This is a genomic window from Streptococcus sp. UBA4344 (genome assembly GCF_002393675.1).
Lineage (GTDB): Bacteria > Bacillota > Bacilli > Lactobacillales > Streptococcaceae > Streptococcus > Streptococcus vicugnae.
Map to the genome: position 1 here is coordinate 150,275 of NZ_DGTE01000020.1, position 22,930 is coordinate 173,204.

The following is a 22,930-nucleotide window of genomic DNA, read 5'->3' on the forward strand; positions in this document are numbered from 1 at the left end:
GGTATAATGATATTTTTAAAATCAATAGGTAATTTTTGTAAGAAGAATAAAGGTGTTTTACTTTCCTATTTTGTAACCTTTCTCATTACCTACTTACATCTTATTATAGTAATTGGCTTAGAAAATCATCGAACTATTACACCGCTTATTTGGATTTTGTTAGGTGTTTTTATCGTCTTATATGCCCTCCAAATTCGAAAAAGAATGGATAATAAATGGTGGTTATTATATCTTCCACTTATTTACTTTCTTTTTGTAATAGGTGCTTATTTTGTAAAAGTTACTTTAAATCTTAATAATGAAAAATTTGACTGGACAAAATTTCAACATTTTTGGGATTTTAACTTTTTAATTCCTTTAGCATGTTTACTGTTATTAGCTCTGGTCTTTAATCGCTTCTCAAGCTATTTTTCTAATGAGTTTATTAATGCTTTTTCTCTGAAAAAGAAACGCTATGACATTTTAGTAATGAGTCAAATTGCAACAATGTTTATTGTTACAAGCAACCAATTAATAAATAGTTTCCTTTCCAATACACTTTTTCTTGTTGAAGATATTAAAAAGACAGCTTATGCAGGACAATTACTGCATTATTCTCTTGGCATGTATGTTTTCTTTAGTTTAATCACTTATGCATCAGCTAAAGGAATAAGTCACCTTTTTAAGAATAAGCCAACCCCTTCTTTATCGGTTGCGACAAGTTTGTTGTTGGCTTTTATTTTTAATTTTACAATTCAAGCGGGAGTGACTGAAAAAGGTGAATCTTATGGGTATTATATCGCCTCAGGAGCAACGATATTTCAAATTTTAATTATCTTTGCTTGTTTCATGGTGATTTATATTACTATTAATCGCTATTTACCAGCTACAGTTTTTAACATTGTTTTAGGAGTCTTAATCAGCTATATTAATGCTGAAAAATTTACTTTACGTAATGAGCCATTTTTGATTGCAGATTTTACTTGGTTAAATGATATCGGATTTTTTAAAGAATATGTTAGTGAAAATGCTCTTTTATTAAGCATAGTAGGGATACTTTGGACAATTGTTATTTTGTATTATGTTAGGAAAAAGTGTTTGCCCGGGCAAATATTTAAAAATTGGAAACAACGATTAGCAGTTGCCGTTACAATTGTTGTTGCTTTTTCAGGAACATTATCGATATTTAAGAATCAAGAGGATGGAAGAATTCCTGAACATATTCCAGTTTTATCTTCTGTTTATAACCTTTATAATGTCAATTGGCAAGGAATTAATGCTAATACAAGATTTCAATCTTTGAGCTTTGTATGGCTAAAACAGATAACAATTACTGATATTGAAAAACCAGCTAATTATAGTCAAAAGGAAATTGACAAAGTTTATAAGAAATATACAAATCTTGCTGGTGAAATAAATGCCATAAGGACAGAAAATATTTCTGATCAAACAGTGATCTTCATTCTAAGTGAAAGTTTAGCTGATCCTGCTCGTGTTCCTGGGGTAACTTTATCGGCTCCAGTAATACCGCAAATTCAACAGATTCAAGCCGGAACAACATCGGGCTTAATGAAATCCGATGGTTATGGTGGTGGAACAGCTAATATGGAATTCCAGACCTTAACAGGTTTACCAATGTATAACTACAATGATATGATTTCAGTTCTGTATACTGAGGTAATTCCGAAGATGAATTATATTCCATCAATTAGTAATGCCTTTGAGCCAGAAAATAGGATTGCCATTCATTTATCTGATGCTACTCACTATGCACGTAATTCAGTGTATACGAAATTAAAATTTGATAAATTTGTTGCTACATCAGGGTCAGATGATACTGCAGAAGAGGTTAATATTTTGGGAGCTTACCCAAGTGATACGTCAACCTATGATAATATTCTCTCTAAGATTGATACTAATCAAAACCAATTCTTTTCTGTGATGACCATGCAAAACCATGGACCATGGTTTCCAACTGATTTGACTGATATTACGGCAAGTGGAGAAGGTTTGACAAGTGACCAAAATGAAAGCTTAACGAACTATGCGAGACTTTTGAGTTATACTGATAGCAGCACTGCGGAGTTTTTACAGCAATTAGAAGGAATTGATAAGAAAATTACGGTTGTATTCTATGGAGATCATTTACCAGGTATTTATCCAAAATCAATCTTTAAGGATAATCCTGAATTGCAGTATTTGACTGATTATTTTATTTGGTCAAATCATGGTACTGTTAAAGATGATTATCCATTAGTTAATTCTAGTGATTTTCCAGCTGAATTATTAGCCCATACAAATTCGCGTGTATCGCCTTATTATGCATTGTTAACGGAAGTTTTAAATAAAGCTAGTGTTGATAAAGATAAACTTGATGGTGATGGTAAAGAAATTGCTAAAGATCTCAAATTAATTCAGTATGATTTGTCTGAAGGAAAAGGGTATATTTTGAAGCATTCTGATTTCTTTGATTTTCAATAGTAAAATATCGAGAGAGCAATAAAGCTCTCTTTTTATATTGTAATATTATTCTTCAAAATAGATTTACTAGTGAAAAAAAGCAAGCTTTAGTGTAGAATATATAATAGAAAAAAGATTGGAAATGAAAATGAGGATTATTGGTAACAAACATTTTTTTGTAAAATTAAAAGCACTACTGTATAAAATGAAACAACTTTTAAAAAAAGTTGCTCTTTTTGGGAAGAAGGCTTTCTTTAAAATAAGATGTATTATTCTTCGTGCTTTTCGAGATTATTTTCGAGATAATGACTATCTTCCACGTGTAAAACGTGTTTTGATTTATAATATTTTTGAAGGAAAAGAAACACTTCAAGAGTATAAAGTTATTTTCTTAGAGGCCTTAGCTAAAATTGTTGATGATATTTACATTGTTGTTAATGGTGAGTTATCACAGTCAGACATTGAACGCTTAGAAAAAATCGGTAAAGTTACTTTAAGAGAAAATAAGGGTTACGATGTAGCGGCTTTTAGAGCAGGAATTCTAAATTTAGGCTCTGAAAAATTGAAGGAATATGATCAATTATTGTTAGTTAATGATACTAACATTGGTCCTTTTCGAGATTTAGAAGAAGTTTTTTCAACAGTTAATTCAAAATCATTGGATTTTTGGGGTGTTTCGTTGGGAGAAGTTCAACCAGACTTCACAGGAGTAAATCCTTTTGGTTATATTCCGGAGCATATTCAAACGTATTTTGTTGTGATTGAACGTAGTCTATTACATCAAAAGTCATTCTATCGTTATTGGGAAAAACTTAGTGATACAGATTCACGTCAAAAAGCGATTGGAAGACACGAAACATATTTTACAAAATATTTTGCTAATTTAGGTTTTCGTTATGATGCTTTGATTAGGGATACAACTGATAGTGCGATGTACATACATCCATTACGAGTTCTAAAACAGGGATCTCCTTTAATAAAATATTCAGCATTCTCAAATTACGATGATGATCAATTTATTTGGCAAGGATTGGAACGTCATAGCGAAATTCCTGAACTTTTCTCATACATTGAAGAAAAAACAAATTATCCAGTTGAAATCATCATGACTATTATTGATGATTTTAAGAAAAAGGCACAACAAAAGTATGTTTTAATCATTGATGGTGTTGAGAATATTATTCCGCAATGTACTCGATATCGTGTATTAAACAAAGCAGAGCAACTTGAGCAATTAGGATATAATGTGAAGGTTGTTGACATGTCAAAACTACAGTTGTTAGATTGTAAAGGTGCTAGTCATATTATTATTTATCGTGCACCAGATCTTCCTATTTTAAACCAAGTTTGTCAGTTAGCAAATAAAACAGGTGTTCCGGTTTTCTACGACATTGATGATTTAGTTTTTGGTACAAAATACACTGATCAACTTGCTTATACGCAGGGGTTGTCAGCAGTAGATAAAAATAATTATGATGAGAGTGTTCGAGGTTATGGCAGAATGCTTGAAAAATGTGATGCGGTCATTACTTCGACAAATCAGTTGGCAAAAGAGTTGAAAAACTATAAAAAGACTGTGATTATAAATCGTAATGTCTTATCAGAAGAATTGGTTGCTATTAGTTCACAGACACCACACAAAGAATCTGATGACAATAAAGTTAAGATGGCATATTTTTCTGGTTCAATAACCCATAATGAAAATTTTGAAATGATTAAGCCAGCTATTATTTTGTTATTGAAGAAATACCCGTATTTAGAATTACATTTAGCTGGTCATTTGGATATTCCTGAAGACATTGCTTGTTTTGGTGAGCAAATTGTAACCCATCCCTATGTTGATTGGAAAGAGCTACCGCGATTGATTTCTGCTATTGATATCAACTTAGCTCCTCTGGTTCACTCAACCTTTAATGAAGCAAAATCAGAAATTAAGTGGTTAGAAGCAGCAGCTGTTAAGGTGCCAACCGTTGCTAGTAGGATAGGTTCATTTGAGGATATGATCGAAGATGGTATTGACGGTATTTTGGCTTCAGATACTGAATGGGAAGAAAAATTAGAGGCTTTAATTATTAATAAAGCTTATCGTAGTCAAATAGCTGAAAATGCTTATCGAACAATTATGTCACGCGCTACTACTAAAGCGATTAAAATGAATTTTTTAGAAATAAAAGGTTAAACATGAAAAATATTTTATTTGTTACACCAACAACAACATTTGATAATGGTGCAGAAATATCTATTTTTTATCTAATGAAATACTTGGTATCTCAAGGATATAATATTTATAGTGTCTGTCAGGAAATTCCAGAACCGCAGCAAGACGAACATCGAAAACATTATGATGAAGTTGGAATTAAGATGATATACCTTCCTGCTGCCAAGTGGTGGTGGGAGGATGCACCTGGTGGAAAACCAGGTTCTAAAGCACATCGTGTAGAATCTTATCGTCGAAATATTAAAGAAATTGGTGAAATCATTGAAGAATACTCCATTGATTTAGTTGTTTCAAATACTGTTAATGTCTTTCAAGGAGCGGTGGCAGCAAAACTTGCAGGTATTCCACATTACTGGTTGATTCATGAATTCCCTGAAAAAGAATTTTCTTATTATCTTGATAAATGTGATTTTATTTCAGAGTATTCTACAGAGATTTTTAGTGTATCAGGAAATTTAAATAATAGTCTTCAACAATTGTTCCAAAATAGAAAGATTGGATGTTTTGTTCCTTATACTCAAATTCCAGACATGGAATTGGCTAAGGGAGATAAGGTTAGGATAGTTTCAGTTGGTCGAATTAATGAACGTAAGAATCAACTTGAACTCATTAAGAGTTTTGAACGTCTGCAAACAAAAGAACATTCTGATTTAGAACTTGTTTTTATTGGTCCATGGGATGATGATTATAAAAAAGAGTGCCAAAACTATATTAATAAGCATCAACTTAAAAACATTTCGTTTTTAGGTTTCAAATCGAATCCATGGGAATATTTGACAGATAAAGATATTTGTGTTTTCACATCTGCTCAAGAAACATTTGGCCTAGTTTATGTTGAGGCAATACTGAAGGGATTACCAGTAATTTTATCAGATAATTTGGGACATAAGACAGCTTATGATATTTTTAAAATTGGATCAATGTACCATTTGGGGAATGTTGATGAATTGACTGATATGATTAAATCAATGTTGGATAATCAGGAAACTATTTATGGACAAGCTAGTCAAGATAAAGCAAAAGCCAAACAACTTTATAGTGTTGAAATAACCTACAGAGAGATTATTGAAAAAATTAAAAATCAAGATTCAGCAACACTTGAGACACCATTGCGTCACATTTCTGATTTGATTACTGTGAATGCAGAACCAACCAAACTTGAAAGAGGAGCTCGTAAAATTAGTCATACTCTTTATCTAGTAAGACAAAAACTGAAAAAGCAGTGACGCTTAATCTTTATTTTAGAGAAGGGAGACCTTCTCTTTTTTTATTTTCATAGTTTTTTATGAAAATTATTTTAGACTATGCTATACTTATAGACGTGTTATTTCATGTTGAGGAGAGTCCAATGAAAAAACTATCTATTGTTGTTCCTTGCTACAATGAACAAGAAACAATTTATCCATTTTTAGAGGAAACTCAAAAAATTGAAGCAAAAATGAAGGACCAATTGATTTTTGATTATATTTTTGTCAATGATGGTTCAAAGGATGAAACTTTAAAAGTTCTTCGGGATGTTGCAAAACGCTTTACGAATGTTCATTATTTGTCATTTTCACGTAATTTTGGTAAAGAGGCTGGCTTGTTAGCCGGTCTTGAAGCAGCAGATGGTGATTTTATTACTGTTATGGATGCTGATTTGCAGGACCCACCTGAACTTTTGATTGATATGTATGAAAAAATCAAAGAGGGATACGATGTTGTTGGGACACGTCGTGCCGATCGAAAAGGTGAGCCCGTTATCCGATCATTCTTTTCAAAAATGTTTTACAAAATTATTAATGCTGTCTCTGATACAGAAATGGTTGATGGTGCGCGTGATTTTCGTTTAATGACAAGACAAGTTGTAGACAGCATCTTAGAACTTGGCGAAGTTAACCGCTTTTCTAAAGGGATTTTTTCTTGGGTTGGGTTTGATGTTACATACATCGCTTACGAAAATCGTGAACGTGTTGCAGGTGAAACCTCTTGGAGTTTTTGGAGTTTATTAAAATATTCTATGGAAGGTTTCATTAATTTTTCAGAAGCACCACTTGATTTATCTCTTTGGGCTGGAGCGATTTCGTTTATTGTATCGATTTTAGGAATCTTGTTTATCATTATCCGTAAACTTACCATAGGAGGTAGTGTTTCGGGTTGGGCGAGCTTAGTTTGTATCATCCTATTTATTGGTGGTATTCAGTTGCTTGCTTTGGGAATTATTGGAAAGTATATTTCTAAAATTTTCCTAGAAACCAAGAAGCGCCCAGTTTATATTGTGAAAGAAAAAGGATAAATTTATATTATTTTCTAGCTGTTTTTCCGAATTAATATAGTGTAAAACATTATATTAAAAGGAGAACAGCTTTTTGAATAAAATCAAATCAGCTTTATTGTCGACAGCTGTGCTTAGCATGGCATTTCTTACTAATTCGGTTATGGCAGATCAACAGTCAGATGCCCTAGTAACTAAAACACCATTTGATATAGCAAGTAAGACTTTTGAGGTAACTGCACAGCAATCTACTAATGGAAAAGCGATTAAAAGTATTGATGTTGCTATTTGGTCAGAAGAAGATGGTCAAGATGATCTTAAATGGTATTCAAGTTCAAATGTTTCGAATGGTCAAGCTAAAGTTCAGTTTAATTTAGCTAATCATGGTAATCATGCAGGAAATTATAATACTCATGTTTATACTACTTATACTGATGGTAGCAGATCTGGAGTTGTCATGGAAAATACACGAATCAGTCCAAAAGCGCCGACACTCAGTCTCAAAGATGGTGGTATTCGAATGTCTACGGATATTTATGCTCCAACCAATGGAACGCTTTATTATGCTGTTTGGTCAGAAGAAAATGATCAAGATGATCTTAAATGGTATGCTGATAATGGTACAGGAACAACAATTGCTGATTTAAAAAATCATAGTGGATACGGTAAATACAATATTCATACGTATGTATCACAAGATGGAAAGATGTCAGGGATAAGTTGTCAAGATATTACAATTGATAAGCAAGAGGTTTCTTACCAGATTAATAAAGTTAATGACACAACTTATGATGTATTAGTAACTGATGTACCAGAATATATTACTTCAATTACTGTTCCAGTTTGGTCTAATGCAAATGGACAAGATGATATCAAATGGTACACGACAACAAAAATAGGAGATGGAATTTATAAAGCACAAATCAATTTAGGGAATCACGGTTATGCATCTGGTGACTATAGTGTTCATATTTATGGACAAAATGCTATTAGTAATAATTTTGAAGGGTTAAGGGTAACATCAGGCTTTAATGCAGTTAATGTTCCTAAACCAACCACTACCTCAACTCCACGCATTACAACTTACATTAATGAAACAAACACTTATCCAGTTGGTCAATGTACATGGGGTGTAAAATCTTTGGCGCCTTGGATTCCTAATCGGCTTGGAAACGCTGGTGGATGGGCAGTTAATGCGCGTGCAAAAGGATTTAGAGTAGGAACAACACCAAGAGTTGGTTCAATTGTTGTTTGGCCACATGATGGTGGTGGCTATGGTCATGTAGCTTATGTAACTGCTGTATCAAGTAACACACGTATTCAAGTTAAAGAAGCAAATTATGCTGGAAAACAGTACATCGGTAATTTCCGCGGCTGGTTCAACCCACTTGATTCATTCTGGGGTGGTGATGTTTCTTACATTTATCCAGATTAATTCATAAAAAGGTGTCATTAAAATGTCACCTTTTTTATTATATGACTTTAGTCAGTCTCACTCCGTAAGGTGTGAGACAAAACAACCACCTGCTATGCGGGTGGGTAACAATAGTTATATAAAATAACTCCTTTCGCAGTACAATAAAGTTGTTCAAGCTTATTGCTTAGCGAAAGGAGTATAAAAAGTATGTCTAATAAATCATACAGTTTATCACACACAAAGTGGATGTGTAAGTATCACATCGTCTTCATTCCTAAGTATAGACGAAAAGTTATTTATAATCAATACAGAAGTAGTTTAGGAGAAATCTTCAGGCGTTTATGTGAATATAAGGGAGTAAAAATAATAGAAGGTTACTTAATGCCAGACCATGTTCATATGCTTGTAAGTATTCCCCCAAAATAAGTGTATCTCAATTTATGGGTTATTTAAAGGGAAAAAGCTCATTAATGATGTTTGATAAGCACGCAAATTTAAAATATAAATTTGGCAATAGACATTTTTGGGCAGAGGGATATTACGTAAGTACAGTTGGACTTAACGAAGCGACGATAAAAAAATATATTCAAGAACAAGAAAAACATGATATAGTGCAATATAAGTTGAGTGTTAAAGAATATGAAGATCTCTTTAGGGATAAGTAAGTGATTACGAACGTCTCTTTGAGAGACTTGTGACGAGTCAAGAGCAATAGGCTTGAACAAAGTGAAAGCCAGCGTCTTTAGGCGCTGGCTGGTGTTATGGGCTTATAGCCCTTGTACAAACCACCCGTTTGACGGGTGGTTATGATTTTGATGAAAGTATGAGTGCTTGAAGGGCTTTCAAAATCATGTTACAATATCTTTGAGTAAAGATAGAAAGAGGGGGATTGATTTGAAAAAGAATATTCTTCGAAGCTGCCTAATATCTCCGATTATTATAGGAGCTTTTTTAAGTTCGGGGCAAGTTTTTGCTGATGAAAATACAGTAAGCCCGACAGCGACAGTAACTGAGAATGTTCAACCATCGGTAGAACAATCGGAATCAACACAGTTGAATAACGATACTGTTAATTCTGTTGATAATGAAACATCTAACTCATTACCATCATCTGATGTTCAAAACAAACCTCAAGAATTAGCCGATGTTAACAACCAAGGTTCAGCAATTGTTGATAGTCAAGAAATTAACAAGATTGACAGTGACAATACAAGTCTGATTGATCCTTCAATTTCTGAAGAGCAGAAAGAGAATGTTGAAAACTCTCTTGATGATAGTATTGAAACGACTGAAAATAATCATTTAGATGAAGTATCATCTGAAAACAGTTTGTCATCATCAATTATCAATGATTCTAAGGTTTCAACATCGAATGTTCAAGCTGTTAGCCAAAAAGTAATTAATCAATTGGCTGCATCAAAAGTAGCAGTTAAAGAAGTAACTAGCGCTAGCCTAACAAACAAAGGGTTTGATATTCAGTATAACAAAGCTATTCCAGCTGGTGCTAAAATTATGTTTGCAGTTTGGTCTGATACTAATGGCCAAGATGATTTAATTTGGTACACAGCTGATAGCAATGGTCATGTTGTGGCTAAGTATACTGGGTCTTATGGAAGATACTATATTCACACTTACCAAAATCTTAATGGTCAAATGACTGGTTTAAACGGTCGTTCTATTGATGTTCCAAAACCAAGTGCTAAAGTGACAATTACAAAAGTTGATGAAACAACTTATAAAGTGACTGTTAGTGACATTCCAGCTTATATCACAAGTATTCAACTACCAACTTGGACTGAAAAGGATGGTCAAGACGACATCAAATGGTATAGCACAAGTCAAAGTGCAGATGGTACATTTAGCAAAACATTCAGTATCGCTGAACATAATATGGAAAGTGGTCAGTACAATGTTCATGTCTATGGAACAAGTGCTGTAACCAACTCTCTAACAGGCTTAACAGGAACAAGCTTCCAAGGTGATTATCAGTTTGGCGATGTTCATGTTGGAGCAAAAATCACTCAAAATGGTATAGCAATCACTATGCCAAGTGATGTCAGCTCTGATTTGACAGTTTATCATGCCGTTTGGTCAGCTAAAAATGATCAAGATGATCTTATTTGGTATAAAGTCCCAGCTAATGGCCAATTAACAGCTAAGTATATAGGTGATTATGGTACTTATTTGATTCATACCTATGCAGTCATCAAGGGTCAAATGGTTTGCTTGAGTGCGACATCTATTGATGTTCCAAAACCAAGTGCTAAAGCAAAAATTACAAAAGAGAGCGCCACAACTTATAAAGTAACCATTACTGATGTGCCTGTCTATATTGATAGTATTCAAGTTCCAACTTGGACAGAAGCTAACGGTCAGGATGATATTCAATGGTATAAAGCTACTAAAGCAGCAGATGGTTCTTATTATGTTATCTTTAGCGAAGCTACACATAACTTTGAATCAGGTACATACAATGTTCATGTGTATGGTAATAGTCGTGTCACAAATAGTTTAGTTGGTCTTCTTGGAACACGTTTTGAAGCAGGTTATCAATTTGGCGATGTCCATGTCGAAGCAAAACTCACTCAAAATGGTATTGTAATTACTATGCCAAGTGATATTAGCACAGATTTACAGGTGTCACATGCCGTTTGGTCAGCTAAAAATGATCAAGATGATCTTAAGTGGTATCAAGTGCCAGCTAATGGCCAATTGACTGCAGCTTATACAGGTGATTATGGTACATATCTCATCCATACTTATGCTGTAATTAATGGCAAGATGACATGCATCAGCGCGACATCAATCAACGTTCCAAAACCGGAAGTTAAAGCAACGATTACTAAAGAAAGTGATGCTAAGGTTAAAGTAACTGTTTCAAATGTTCCTGTTTATATTACTGGTATTACGCTTCCAATTTGGACAGAGAAGAATGGTCAAGATGATATTAAATGGTATCAGGCTACTAAACAAGCAGATGGCACATATGTATTAACATTTTCACCAAAACAACACAATTTTGAATCAGGACATTATAATATTCATGTTTATGGTCAAAGTCAAGTTAGTCATTCTCTTGAAGGATTAACAGCAACAAATGGTGTTGATTTAGCAACTGAAAACTATGTTGTTGCCCCATCTGTAACGGTTCAAAATCATGATGCAAATGGTGGTACTTTAAAAGTTCGTGTAGCTGAGTCTGAAAATACTAAAAAAATCAAATCCGTTACTGTTGCAGCATGGTCTGAAAGTAATCAATCTAATCTTCACTGGTATACAACTTCTGATGTTTATGATGGTGTGGTTACTGTGATGGTTAATGAGAAAAATCATGGTTATATCAAGGGTGACTATACGGTTCATGTTTATGTTGATTTCACTGATAGCACAACTTCAGGATTCAATCTCGGAACTTATGCATTGAACGCTGACAAGCCGGTTCACGCCCCATCATATTTCATTGATATTAGTAGCCACAATGGTGTAATTTCAGTTAGTGAATATCAATCATTGAAGAGTCAAGGAATTACTGGGGTTGTTGTTAAATTAACTGAAGGAACATCATACACGAATCCATACGCTCGAGCACAGATTGCCAATGCTCAAGCCGCTGGCTTAAAAGTATCTGCCTACCATTATTCTCATTATGAGACAGCTGTAGAAGCAAGAGCAGAAGCACAGTACTTTGTCAGTGTTGCTAAATCAATGGGACTTTCAGGATCAACAACAATGGTTAATGATATGGAAGAGCGTGCAATGCTAAATGGTGACCTTAATGGTAATACACAAGCATGGAAAGATGAGATGAATCGACTTGGCTATAGTAATAATGTTTATTACACAATGGCAAGCTGGTTGGACACTAAAGGTGGAAAATTAAACACAGCTAAATTTGGTTTGTCAAATCTCTGGGTAGCGCATTATTTGTATGCTTATACCTATTTGGATCAAGAATCAGCTAAGTCTTTATCTTACTATTCAAATACAGCTGCATGGCAATACACAAGTGTTTCACCAAAATTATCTCATGCGCTAGATGAAAGTATTGATTACACTGGTCGATTTACTTTGTAAAAGGGGGAGAATAACGATGAAAAAGCGATTAAAACTTGTTCTGACTTTAGTCTTGTCACTTTGTATGGTGACAGCTTGTACAAATCACTCGGAAAATCATACAAAACAAAGTTCAGCAACTAAAACAAGTGCCAAAGTCACAACTTCTAGTTCAAGTACAAGTATTACTTCGTCATCGGTTTCTTCAGAAAGTCAATCATCTTCAACAGAAGCTTCATCTTCACAAGCCGAACAAGACATTGAACCAATTTACACAGGTGCTATTTTAAAAGCAAATTATTCTACTATGGCTGGAAATTGGCAAAATGCATCAGGTGATATTTTGACATTTAATGATACTGGACTTGCGACAGAAGGCATGACACCTAACATGTTAGATATCGATCAAAACGGTATTCTGTTATTAGATGTTCAGACAGGTACAAGATCAAATGTTACTTTGTATATTGTTCCTGCAGGGACCTCATTTTCATCAGATTATCTAAATGGACAAGCTGATAACACAGACGTCTCAAAAGATCGCGTGATTTCATCAGCTGATATCAATTCAGGTGATTTGGCTAACAAGGCCTACTATCATGTTTCAAAATAACTCTACTATTTTTGAGTGAAGCTTACTTAAAAAACAACCCATGTGGTTGTTTTTTTGTAACCGATTATGTGATATAATAGTTAACGAGAAAAATAGAGGTGAATGATGTCTTACGAAAACTTATTAAATCGTTTTTTAACCTACGTTAAAGTTAATACACGTAGTAATCCAGATAGCACTACAACACCATCGACTCAAACTCAAGTCGATTTCGCTTTGAACATTTTGAAACCTGAGATGGAGTCTGTAGGATTGCAAGATGTTCATTACTTAACAAATGGTTATCTTGTTGGTACACTACCAGCTAACGATTCAACAAAAACACGTAAAATCGGATTTATTGCTCACATGGATACAGCCGATTTTAATGCAGAAGGAATCAATCCACAAATTATCGACAATTATGCTGGAGGTTCTATTGAATTAGGTGAATCTGGTTATGCTCTTTCACCAGAAGAATTTCCAAATTTGAATAATTACTTAGGTCAAACCTTGGTAACAACTGACGGAACAACTCTTCTTGGTTCAGATGATAAATCAGGTATTGCTGAAATTATGACAGCCATTGAGTATTTGGTGGCTCATCCTGAAATCAAACACGGTGAAATTCGAGTAGGATTTGGACCAGATGAAGAAATTGGTGTCGGAGCTAATAAATTTGATGTTGATGATTTCAATGTTGATTTTGCCTACACTGTTGATGGTGGTCCGCTTGGTGAACTTCAATATGAAACATTCAGCGCTGCAAGTTTAGAGATTGATTTCATGGGACGTAATGTTCACCCAGGTACAGCTAAAAATCAAATGATTAATGCTTTACAATTAGCAATTGATTTCCATAATCGATTACCAGAAGCTGATCGTCCAGAAAATACTGAAGGTTACGAAGGTTTCTACCACTTGCATGGCATGGAAGGTAGTGTTGAAAAAGCACACAGTTCATATATTATTCGTGATTTCGAAGATGAATCATTTGAAAATCGTAAAAAATTAGTTCAAGAAATTGCCGATAAAATGAATGCTGAACTTGGCAAAGACTGTGTTCTTGTTACGCTCAGTGATCAGTATTACAACATGAAAAAAGTCATTGAAAAAGATATGACTCCTGTAGAGTTAGCTAAAGAAGTAATGGAAGATTTAGACATCGCGCCTGTTATTGAACCAATTCGCGGTGGAACTGATGGTTCTAAGATTTCATTTATGGGTATTCCGACACCAAACTTATTTGCTGGTGGAGAAAATATGCATGGACGCTTTGAGTTTGTCAGCCTTCAAACAATGGAAAAAGCAGTTGATGTTATTATTGGAATCGTTCAAAAATAATTAAGCTTTATCTAAGCGCTATTTGTTAGAATTAGCTAAATGGAGGACCGTAATGATTAAAATCTTTGGAAAGATTCGATACCATTGGCAACCAGAATTATCTTGGTCAGTTATTTATTGGTCGATTGCAATGGTTCCGATGTTTATCGGTTTATCATTATTATTTGAGCGGACAAAGATACCAAGTCAATTTTTTGTGTTATTCGCTATTTTTATCATTTTAGTTGGATTGGGATTCCATCGTTATTTTGTGATTGAAGAAGATGGAAAACTTCGAATTGTTTCGTTAAATCCATTTAAGAGATCAAGACTTGCAATTGCACAAATTGAGTGTGTTGAAGTGAATAAGTCAGGTTTGATTTTAAAAGTCAAAAATCAGAAAGATAGAATTTTTTCAATGCGAAAATGGCCTAAGAAGTATTTCTTAGATGCTTTGGCAGTTCATCCAGATTTTCGTGGTACGGTTGAATTGACGGATAATTTTATTAAACTTGATTATTTTGAAGCTTATAAGTCTAACAAAAAAGCTCCTACTAAATTGTAAGAGCTTTGGTTGGACAAGATTTGACAGCGAGAAGTGTGTCTTTGTCTGAGTCTGGAATTGCTTGTTCTAGTAAATCAGAATCAGCAAATTTTACAATGCCATCGTCATGGTAATCAAAACGATTAGAATATGTTTGGCAGAGGCCACAGGCAATACATTTTTCAGGAATTATTGATACTTTCATGTTATTATTGTAATATGAATTGATATATTTAACAAGGGGACATTATGGCAAAACAACCATGGGAAGAAAAAGTAGTCGATGACAACGAAATCAGAATTAGCCGTAAAACAAAAGGTTCAGTTATCAGTACACCTTTGTTGACAGCTTTATTGAGTGTTTTCTTTGTTATTGTTGTTGCGATTTTGTTTGTTGTTTTTTACACTTCAAATCGTGGTGGTGATAAAGCGTCAGAAACATCCAATTTTTATGGCGCTTCATCTAGTGTTGTCTCTTCATCTGAAGCGACAAGTTCAGAAAGCTCACAAGAATCAACGGAAGCTTCGTCTACAGATGCTAATTCAAGTGACACAACTGAATCATCAAGTGAAGGTAATGGGGATACCATTACAGTTATGTCTGGTGAAGGTGCGGCATCAATTGCTGCACGTGCAGGAATTTCAGTTGACAAACTCTATGAACTTAATCCTGACCACATGACTTCAGGATACTGGTATGCAAATCCTGGAGATGAAGTACACATTAATTAGGAAGAAAAGGAATCATGAAATCAATTAGAATTGCGATTGATGGTCCTGCTTCAAGTGGTAAGAGTACAGTAGCCAAGATTATTGCTAAAAATCTTGGCTATACTTATCTTGATACTGGAGCAATGTACCGTTCAGCAACGTATTTAGCGTTACAAAATAAATTAACAGAAAAAGATGTAGAAGGTATTTTAAAAGCTTTGGCTAATAATCCAGTGTCATTTGGTCGCGCTGAAGATGGTAGTCAAACAGTATTTGTTGGCGATAAAGATGTTACCCTTGCCATTCGCCAAAACGATGTGACAAATAACGTCTCATGGGTAGCTGCTATTCCAGAAGTTCGTGAAGAACTTGTAAGACAACAACGTCGCATTGCTGAAAATGGTGCAATCATCATGGATGGTCGCGATATTGGTACAGTTGTTTTACCAGATGCAGAACTAAAAATCTTCTTGATTGCTTCTGTTGAAGAACGTGCAGAACGTCGTTTCAAAGAAAATAAAGAAAAAGGAATTGAAACAGACTTTGAAACACTTAAACGTGAAATTGCAGAACGTGACTACAAAGATAGTCATCGAAAAGTTTCACCATTAAAAGCTGCTGAAGATGCAATCACATTTGATACAACAGGTGTTGATATTAACGGTGTTGTGAAATTTATTCAAGAAAAAGCGGAAAAAATCATTGACATGGATTAGTCTCTATGATAGAATATAATCAATGAGAAAAGCAGAAGTGAGAACTTCTCGCCTTGCGACTACGGTTGTCTGGCCCAACATGTCAAAGATTCCAATAGGAATATTACGTGTGTGCGGGCTTGAGTTATCAAGTCCGTTTCGTTTTTCTCTAAAAAAATAAAGAGGTGAAAATCATAGCTAAGAAAGATCTATTCATTAACGATGAAATCCGCGTTCGCGAAGTTCGTCTCGTTGGTCTTGATGGTGAACAATTAGGAATTAAACCATTATCAGAAGCTCAGGCTATTGCTGACGATGCTAATGTTGACTTGGTTCTAATTCAACCACAAGCTACGCCACCTGTTGCTAAAATTATGGACTACGGAAAGTTCAAATTTGAGTATCAAAAGAAACGTAAGGAACAACGCAAAAAACAAAGCGTTGTGACTGTTAAAGAAGTTCGTCTTAGCCCAGTTATCGATAAAGGTGACTTCGAGACTAAACTTCGTAACGGCCGTAAATTCCTTGAAAAAGGAAACAAAGTGAAAGTCTCAATTCGCTTTAGAGGTCGTATGATTACTCACAAAGAAATTGGAGCAAAGGTATTGGCTGAATTTGCAGAAAGAACGCAAGATATTGCTATTATTGAGCAAAGAGCTAAGATGGATGGACGTCAAATGTTCATGCAACTTGCTCCAATTCCAGACAAAAAATAATTGTCAATTTTAAACTATTTTAAGAGGAGAATTCTAAAATGCCAAAACAAAAAACTCACCGCGCATCAGCTAAACGTTTCAAACGTACAGGTTCTGGTGGATTGAAACGCTTCCGCGCATTTACTTCACACCGTTTCCACGGTAAAACTAAAAAACAACGTCGTCATCTTCGTAAAGCAGCTATGGTGCACTCAGGAGATTTCAAACGTATTAAAGCAATGCTTTCAGGTCTTAAATAAGACAAAAGCAATTACTCGATATTATTAAGAATTATTTGGAGGAGAATATAAATGGCTCGTGTTAAAGGTGGCGTTGTATCTCGTAAACGTCGTAAACGTGTATTGAAACTTGCTAAAGGTTACTATGGTGCAAAACATATCTTGTTCCGTACTGCAAAAGAACAAGTAATGAACTCTTACTACTATGCATACCGTGACCGTCGTCAGAAAAAACGTGACTTCCGTAAACTTTGGATCACACGTATCAATGCGGCAGCTCGTATGAATGGTTTGTCATACTCACAATTGATGCACGGTTTGAAATTGGCTGAAATCGAAGTTAACCGTAAAATGCTTGCTGATTTAGCAGTTAACGATGCAGCAGCTTTCACAGCTCTTGCAGATGCAGCTAAAGCTAAACTTGGTAAATAAGAATTAATCAAAAGACTAACCTTTGGTTAGTCTTTTTTTGCTAGATTTGTCAGGTTAGAATAATTAGTTACTGACAGTAAGTATATGCACTAGTAGGCCATGATTATTTTGCTTGTGGGGATAAAAAAAGACTTGCCTATAGGCAAGTCTTTTGTATTATTCAGCACTGGTAGAACTTTCGTGAAGTTGCATATAACTTGGTGCTTTGAAGAGATCGACAGTTGATTGATTTCCATTTTCACTGTACAAGCTTGTTGATTGATCTCCACGTTTTTTCTCAATTGATTTAAGTGATTTCAGAGAATCGGTATAAGAAATAGATGAGTTGTCAACTTCTTTTAAACCATTGTTATCAAAGCGGAGAAGGTCACCTGTTTGCACTTCATCGCTAACGGAGAGTTGTTTTGCAACTGCATCACGAATGGATTTAGTTGCTTCCTGAGTGCTCTCGTCAGGATTTGTAATCTCTTGACCAGAGTCAGTATAGTATAAGCGACCACTGTAACTTGTATATGTTGGAGTAACATAATCACCTGAAGTTCTAAAAGCAACGATTTGTTTGTTGTCACTAGATAATAAATCTTGACCTAATTGAACAAAGTTACTTGTATCAATTCCGAGTAGGTGTAGAAGTGTAGGTAATGCATCAACTTCACCACCAAAGGTGTTGCTGATGTGGCCTTCAGTATATCCAGGGATATGAATCATATATGGAACACGTTGTAACATGGCGTTGTCATAACCTGTCCAAGTTTCAGAGTCTTTTCCAAGAAGTGGTGCCAAGTCTGTATTTCGTGAATTTGAAATACCATAGTGGTCACCATAAAGTACGATAATAGAGTTGTCATATAATCCAGATTCTTTTAAGTAATCAAAGAAAGCTTTGATGGCAGAATCTAAGTAGTTTGCAGTAGCGAAGTAACCATTGATAGTTTCATCATCTGTTTTAGCAAGAGGGAAACCTTCTTCATCAGAATTCCCAGCTAAACTAGTGTATGGGTAGTGGTTACTTACAGTAATGAATTTTGTGTAGAATGGTTGTTGCATGTGCTCAAGATATTTAATTGAGTCTGCAAACATGTATTTATCATTTAATCCGTATTGGAAAGAATTTTCACTATTCTGTTTTGTAAAATAAGATGAATCGAAGAAATAATTGTAGCCCCATTGTTTATAAGCGTTATTACGATTCCAGAAGGTACCAACGTTACCATGGAACACAGCACTTGTATAGTCACCGGTTTGTCCGAGAATTGATGGAGCAGCGTAAGCTGTATTTGTACCACCGTAGTTAACTAAGTAAGAACCACTGCTAAGTCCAAATAGTGATGTTTCCATTAAGGTCTCAGCATCAGAAGTTTTACCAGCTTTAACTTGGTGGAAGAAGTTTGAAAATGCAAGAGTAGAATTTGAATGGTAAAGTGAATTAAGGAAAGGTGTGACCTCATATGATTTTCCATCAACTTGCAAATGGTAGTCAATCAGAAATTGTTGGAAACTTTCTAAGTGGATGACGATGACGTTTTTTCCTTTGGCGATACCATAATATTTTGAGTTAGGGGCTGCATAATGCTCAGAAACGTATTGTTTTGCTTCTTTTAAGTCTGAAGCTGTAGCTTCACTACGAACCTTCTCTGTTTGGTAGGTTTGGTTAGCGCTATAGGCTGTGAATGATGGTAAGCCGAGAGCTCTAACAACGTAAACGTTTGAAAAGCCACGTGTTAATAACTCTGGTCGATCAATTTCAGCCATGAAAAGGTTAACTGAAAATAAAAGAGTTGATAAGGCTGTAATAGCAAAGCTAGCGCGTTTGTTAAATGGACGATTATCAACTTTTATTTTCTTAGTAGCAAATAGTGCAAGTAGAACGATATAATCAATAATGTAAATAATATCCCAAACACGCAGTAAGTTAAGGGCTGAGTCACCAAGACCAGCAGAAACTTTACTACTTGCCAGCATAGCACTTACAGTAATGAAATCCGAAAACTCACGGAAATAAATCGAGTTAGAAATAAGAAGAATATTTAATATTGTGTAAATAATCCAACTAACGATATAAAAAACACGTGTTCTCTTAATATAGAGGCTTAACCCGAGTAGAAGCAATCCGATAGGAATAGGATTGATAATTGATAATAAAAGTTGGTACGGATTCTCTAGTCCAAGACTAAAGTCAACGTGATAAGCCCACATAGTTTTAAGCCAATAAAAGGCCAAAAGTGTCAAAATAAATCCCAAACGTGTATTAACCACGTGAGAGATAATTTGTTTCATTTTTTTCACTGTAGGAACTTCCTTTATTCTTTTTTTCCTAAAGATAAAATCTCAGTTTCAATTATAACACAAAGACAAGATTTTTAGTACAAGGAACTGTACCTTGTTTTTAAGGGATTTGGCCAACCTAAGGTAATAGTATTGTCTGATTTTTTGATATTCTGGTGAAAAGAAAGGTGGAAATTTTTACTTAATAGTAGTCAAGGCTGAATCGGTTTCTTCTTTTGTTCGTTTTTTCCATGCTAGATATGGTTTACTGCACTGTAAAATAGGTAAGAAATATAAAATTTAGTGGGAAAAATTCAGAATTTTTGATATAATAGGCTTCATGAACAAACTATACGTGGATTCTTTCGTTGAAAAGAAAATTAAGCGTGGTATTCAACTTTTGGATGGAAAAGATTTTCATCAACTTGGTTTAGATAATCAATTAGTTGCACTCTATAATCATTCACGTCAGTTTTTAGGAACGGCTTATCTTTCTCGTCAGAATAAAGGAATTGGTTGGTTCTTAGGAACAGGAAAGATTGATTTGACAGAGTCTTATTTTGTTAGCTTGTTTAGCAAGGCTAAGCAAAAGCGACAACATTTTGAGAATTCTGATTTAACAACGGCTTACCGATTATTTAATCAAGATGGCGATAATTTCGGTGGTGTGACGATAGATCGTTATGCTGATTTTGTTGTATTTTCTTGGTATAACACTTTTGTTTATCAGTATCGTGATATCATTGTCGAAGCCTTTCAAAAAGTTTATCCTACGGTAAAAGGCGGATATGAAAAAATTCGCTTTAAAGGACTTGATTATGAGTCAGCTCACATTTATGGTCAAGAAGCACCTGAAACCTTTACAATTTTGGAAAATGGTGTCAAATACAGTGTTTTCATGAATGATGGTCTGATGACAGGTATCTTTTTAGATCAACATGAAGTCCGTGATGCTTTAATTAATGAACTAGGTCTGGGAAGACGTGTTCTGAACATGTTTTCATATACAGCAGCTTTTTCAGTTGCAGCTGCTATGGGTGGTGCTACTGAAACAACTTCTGTAGACTTAGCGAAACGTTCTCGTGAATTGTCTCAAGTGCATTTTGAAGCTAATGGCCTAGATTTGACTAATCATCATTTTGTGGTCATGGATGTTTTTGAATATTTCAAATACGCTAAGCGTAAAAACTTGACTTTTGATTTGATTGTTATCGATCCACCAAGTTTTGCTCGTAATAAAAAACAAACATTTTCTGTTGCTAAAGACTATCACCGTTTAATTAGCCAAGCATTGGAAGTTCTATCAGATGATGGCACAATCATTGCTTCTACAAATGCAGCTAATTTGACTGTGGCACAGTTTAAGAAACAATTGGAAAAAGGATTTGCTTCTGCTAAGCATGAGTATATTCGCTTGCAACAATTGCCAAGTGATTTCACGGTTAACAAAGCAGATATGAGCAGTAATTATTTGAAAGTATTTACAATAAAGGTTGAGAAATGAAGATAGTAGTACCTATTATGCCGAAAGATTTAGAAGAGGCGCAGTCGATTGACATCTCGAGGTTTGAAGATGTCGATATTATCGAATGGCGAGCTGATTACCTAGCCAAAGAAGATATTATGACTGTTGCGCCAGCTATTTTTGAAAAATTTTCCGGTAGAGAAATTATTTTTACCATTCGTACAGATAGAGAAGGTGGTAATCTGAGCCTATCTGACGATGAATATGTTGAACTTTTGAAAAATATCAATGCTATTTACCACCCAGATTATATTGACTTTGAATATTTTTCACATAAAGAAGCCTTTCAACAAATGTTAGAGTTTCCAAATCTAGTTTTGTCTTATCATAATTTTGAAGAGACTCCTGAAAACTTGATGGAATCATTTTCTGAGCTAACGTCTTTAGCCCCTCGTGTGGTAAAAGTTGCTGTTATGCCTCAAAGTGAACAAGATGTTATTGACTTGATGAACTATACTCGCGGATTTAAAACGTTAAATCCTGAACAAGAGTATGCCACTATGTCAATGGGGAAACTAGGACGCGTTTCGCGTTTTGCTGTTGACGTTTTTGGATCATCATGGTCTTTTGCAAGCCTAGACCAAACAAGTGCACCTGGACAGGTTGCTCTTGCCGATATGAAACGTATTAGGGAGGTACTTGATGCAGATTGATGGATACACTCGCTTAGCCGCTGTTGTGGCAACGCCAATTAAACACTCTATTTCACCATTCATTCATAATTACGCTTTTGACAAAACTGGTGTTAATGGTGTTTATGTTGCCTGGGATATTCCTGAGGAAGATCTAGCGGTTACTTTGGAAAATGTTAAACGTTATGACATGTTTGGTGTTAATATCTCAATGCCATACAAACAAAAAGTCATGCCTTATATGGATGAATTGACTGATTCAGCAGCTCTGATTGGTGCGGTTAATACTGTTATTAATCGTGACGGCAAATTGGTTGGCCATAATACAGATGGTATTGGCTTCTTTAGAAGTCTGTCTACTTTTGCTGATTTTGATGTCAAAGGCAAAACAATGACGATTCTTGGTGGCGGAGGAGCTGCAACGGCTCTTATTGCACAAGCAGCACTAAATGGTGCTGGTCATATTAACATTTTCAATCAGACACAGTTCTTGGATGTGACTCGAGATAAAGCTAAAGAACTATCTGATAAAACTGGTGTATCTATCACAGTTTATCCAGTCGAAGATTTGAAAACAATTCAAGAAAAGGTTTTGGAATCACAACTTTTTGTCAATGCGACAAGTGTTGGAATGGATGGAAAATCAATGATTATCACAGAAGATTTTGAATTTCCTGAAGGGTTGTTGGTAGCTGATACGATTTATCAACCATTTGAAACACCATTCTTGAAATTAGCACGAATCAAAGGTCTCAAAGCGCTTAATGGCTTGGGAATGTTATTGTTCCAAGCTGCAGAAGCATTTGAAATCTGGACTGGTGAGACTATGCCAACAGCTGAAATTTGGTCAGCTTTAGAAGAAAAGTACAATACAAAATAGGATAATATAGGTGACG

At 34.9% G+C, this 22,930-nt stretch carries 19 protein-coding genes, 1 pseudogene and 1 other annotated feature; of the genes and pseudogenes, 18 read left to right on the plus strand and 2 right to left on the minus strand.

What is annotated here, in order from left to right:
* Positions 1–6: 6 nt before the first annotated feature.
* From B4D49_RS03975 to B4D49_RS04020, 10 genes and pseudogenes are all read left to right on the plus strand, one after another.
* Positions 7–2,460: an LTA synthase family protein gene (locus tag B4D49_RS03975; RefSeq protein ID WP_286783240.1), complete on the plus strand. Its 2,454-nt coding sequence runs from the start codon at positions 7–9 to the stop codon at positions 2,458–2,460.
* 121 nt (positions 2,461–2,581) lie between these two features.
* On the plus strand, positions 2,582–4,618 hold the full coding sequence (locus tag B4D49_RS03980; protein ID WP_286783242.1) for a rhamnan synthesis F family protein: 2,037 nt from the start codon (positions 2,582–2,584) through the stop codon (positions 4,616–4,618).
* 2 nt (positions 4,619–4,620) lie between these two features.
* On the plus strand, positions 4,621–5,883 hold the full coding sequence (locus B4D49_RS03985; protein WP_286783243.1) for a glycosyltransferase family 4 protein: 1,263 nt from the start codon (positions 4,621–4,623) through the stop codon (positions 5,881–5,883).
* Between the two features lie 122 nt (positions 5,884–6,005).
* Entirely contained in the window at positions 6,006–6,932 is a 927-nt protein-coding gene (locus tag B4D49_RS03990) for a glycosyltransferase family 2 protein (protein WP_199542359.1), read from the plus strand.
* Between the two features lie 73 nt (positions 6,933–7,005).
* Positions 7,006–8,346: a GBS Bsp-like repeat-containing protein gene (locus tag B4D49_RS03995; RefSeq protein ID WP_199542357.1), complete on the plus strand. Its 1,341-nt coding sequence runs from the start codon at positions 7,006–7,008 to the stop codon at positions 8,344–8,346.
* 189 nt (positions 8,347–8,535) lie between these two features.
* Positions 8,536–8,993, plus strand: a pseudogene (gene tnpA, locus B4D49_RS04000) (IS200/IS605 family transposase).
* A 229-nt stretch (positions 8,994–9,222) separates the two neighbouring features.
* A complete protein-coding gene (locus tag B4D49_RS04005; RefSeq protein ID WP_286783244.1) occupies positions 9,223–12,402 on the plus strand; it encodes a GBS Bsp-like repeat-containing protein in 3,180 nt (1,059 codons plus the stop codon).
* A gap of 16 nt (positions 12,403–12,418) precedes the next feature.
* Positions 12,419–12,994, plus strand: a complete 576-nt coding sequence (locus B4D49_RS04010) for a DUF6287 domain-containing protein (protein ID WP_165941986.1) — start codon at positions 12,419–12,421, stop codon at positions 12,992–12,994.
* Positions 12,995–13,099: 105 nt separating this feature from the next.
* Positions 13,100–14,317, plus strand: coding sequence for a peptidase T (pepT, locus tag B4D49_RS04015; protein ID WP_132869468.1), 1,218 nt, complete (start codon positions 13,100–13,102; stop codon positions 14,315–14,317).
* Between the two features lie 52 nt (positions 14,318–14,369).
* A complete protein-coding gene (locus B4D49_RS04020) occupies positions 14,370–14,861 on the plus strand; it encodes an EbsA family protein (RefSeq protein ID WP_199542354.1) in 492 nt (163 codons plus the stop codon).
* Here the strand turns inward: B4D49_RS04020 and B4D49_RS04025 are convergent.
* Positions 14,851–15,045: a ferredoxin gene (locus tag B4D49_RS04025; RefSeq protein ID WP_132869639.1), complete on the minus strand. Its 195-nt coding sequence runs from the start codon at positions 15,043–15,045 to the stop codon at positions 14,851–14,853. The two genes, B4D49_RS04020 and B4D49_RS04025, sit on opposite strands and share 11 nt — an antisense overlap.
* A 44-nt stretch (positions 15,046–15,089) precedes the next feature.
* Here B4D49_RS04025 and B4D49_RS04030 point away from each other — a divergent pair, with 44 nt between their 5' ends.
* The 5 genes from B4D49_RS04030 to rplT all read left to right on the plus strand — a co-directional run bounded on the left by B4D49_RS04030 (position 15,090) and on the right by rplT (position 17,612).
* Positions 15,090–15,572 (plus strand): SAG1386/EF1546 family surface-associated protein, encoded by a 483-nt coding sequence (locus tag B4D49_RS04030; protein ID WP_132869640.1) that lies wholly within the window; start codon positions 15,090–15,092, stop codon positions 15,570–15,572.
* A gap of 14 nt (positions 15,573–15,586) precedes the next feature.
* Positions 15,587–16,267 (plus strand): (d)CMP kinase, encoded by a 681-nt coding sequence (gene cmk, locus B4D49_RS04035; RefSeq protein WP_074481598.1) that lies wholly within the window; start codon positions 15,587–15,589, stop codon positions 16,265–16,267.
* Positions 16,268–16,290: 23 nt separating this feature from the next.
* Positions 16,291–16,418, plus strand: a sequence feature (ribosomal protein L20 leader region).
* Positions 16,419–16,431: 13 nt separating this feature from the next.
* Positions 16,432–16,962, plus strand: a complete 531-nt coding sequence (gene infC, locus B4D49_RS04040; RefSeq protein ID WP_003065423.1) for a translation initiation factor IF-3 — start codon at positions 16,432–16,434, stop codon at positions 16,960–16,962.
* Positions 16,963–17,000: 38 nt separating this feature from the next.
* Entirely contained in the window at positions 17,001–17,201 is a 201-nt protein-coding gene (gene rpmI / locus B4D49_RS04045) for a 50S ribosomal protein L35 (protein ID WP_003065422.1), read from the plus strand.
* A 51-nt stretch (positions 17,202–17,252) separates the two neighbouring features.
* Positions 17,253–17,612: a 50S ribosomal protein L20 gene (gene rplT, locus B4D49_RS04050; protein WP_000124839.1), complete on the plus strand. Its 360-nt coding sequence runs from the start codon at positions 17,253–17,255 to the stop codon at positions 17,610–17,612.
* A 156-nt stretch (positions 17,613–17,768) separates the two neighbouring features.
* On the opposite strand, the gene B4D49_RS04055 is transcribed toward rplT, so the two are convergent.
* The gene (locus B4D49_RS04055) at positions 17,769–19,898 is read right to left on the minus strand and encodes an LTA synthase family protein (protein ID WP_286783320.1); all 2,130 of its coding nucleotides are present in this window, start codon (positions 19,896–19,898) and stop codon (positions 17,769–17,771) included.
* 319 nt (positions 19,899–20,217) lie between these two features.
* Between B4D49_RS04055 and B4D49_RS04060 the strand changes: the two genes are divergently transcribed.
* From B4D49_RS04060 to B4D49_RS04070, 3 genes are read left to right on the plus strand one after another with little or no spacing between them, the layout of a single operon-like run.
* A complete protein-coding gene (locus B4D49_RS04060; RefSeq protein WP_286783321.1) occupies positions 20,218–21,381 on the plus strand; it encodes a class I SAM-dependent rRNA methyltransferase in 1,164 nt (387 codons plus the stop codon).
* On the plus strand, positions 21,378–22,055 hold the full coding sequence (gene aroD, locus B4D49_RS04065; protein WP_199542342.1) for a type I 3-dehydroquinate dehydratase: 678 nt from the start codon (positions 21,378–21,380) through the stop codon (positions 22,053–22,055). The genes B4D49_RS04060 and aroD overlap by 4 nt, the downstream gene beginning before the upstream one ends.
* Positions 22,045–22,914, plus strand: coding sequence for a shikimate dehydrogenase (locus B4D49_RS04070; RefSeq protein WP_132869058.1), 870 nt, complete (start codon positions 22,045–22,047; stop codon positions 22,912–22,914). Before aroD ends, B4D49_RS04070 begins: the two co-directional genes overlap by 11 nt.
* Positions 22,915–22,930: the final 16 nt, after the last annotated feature.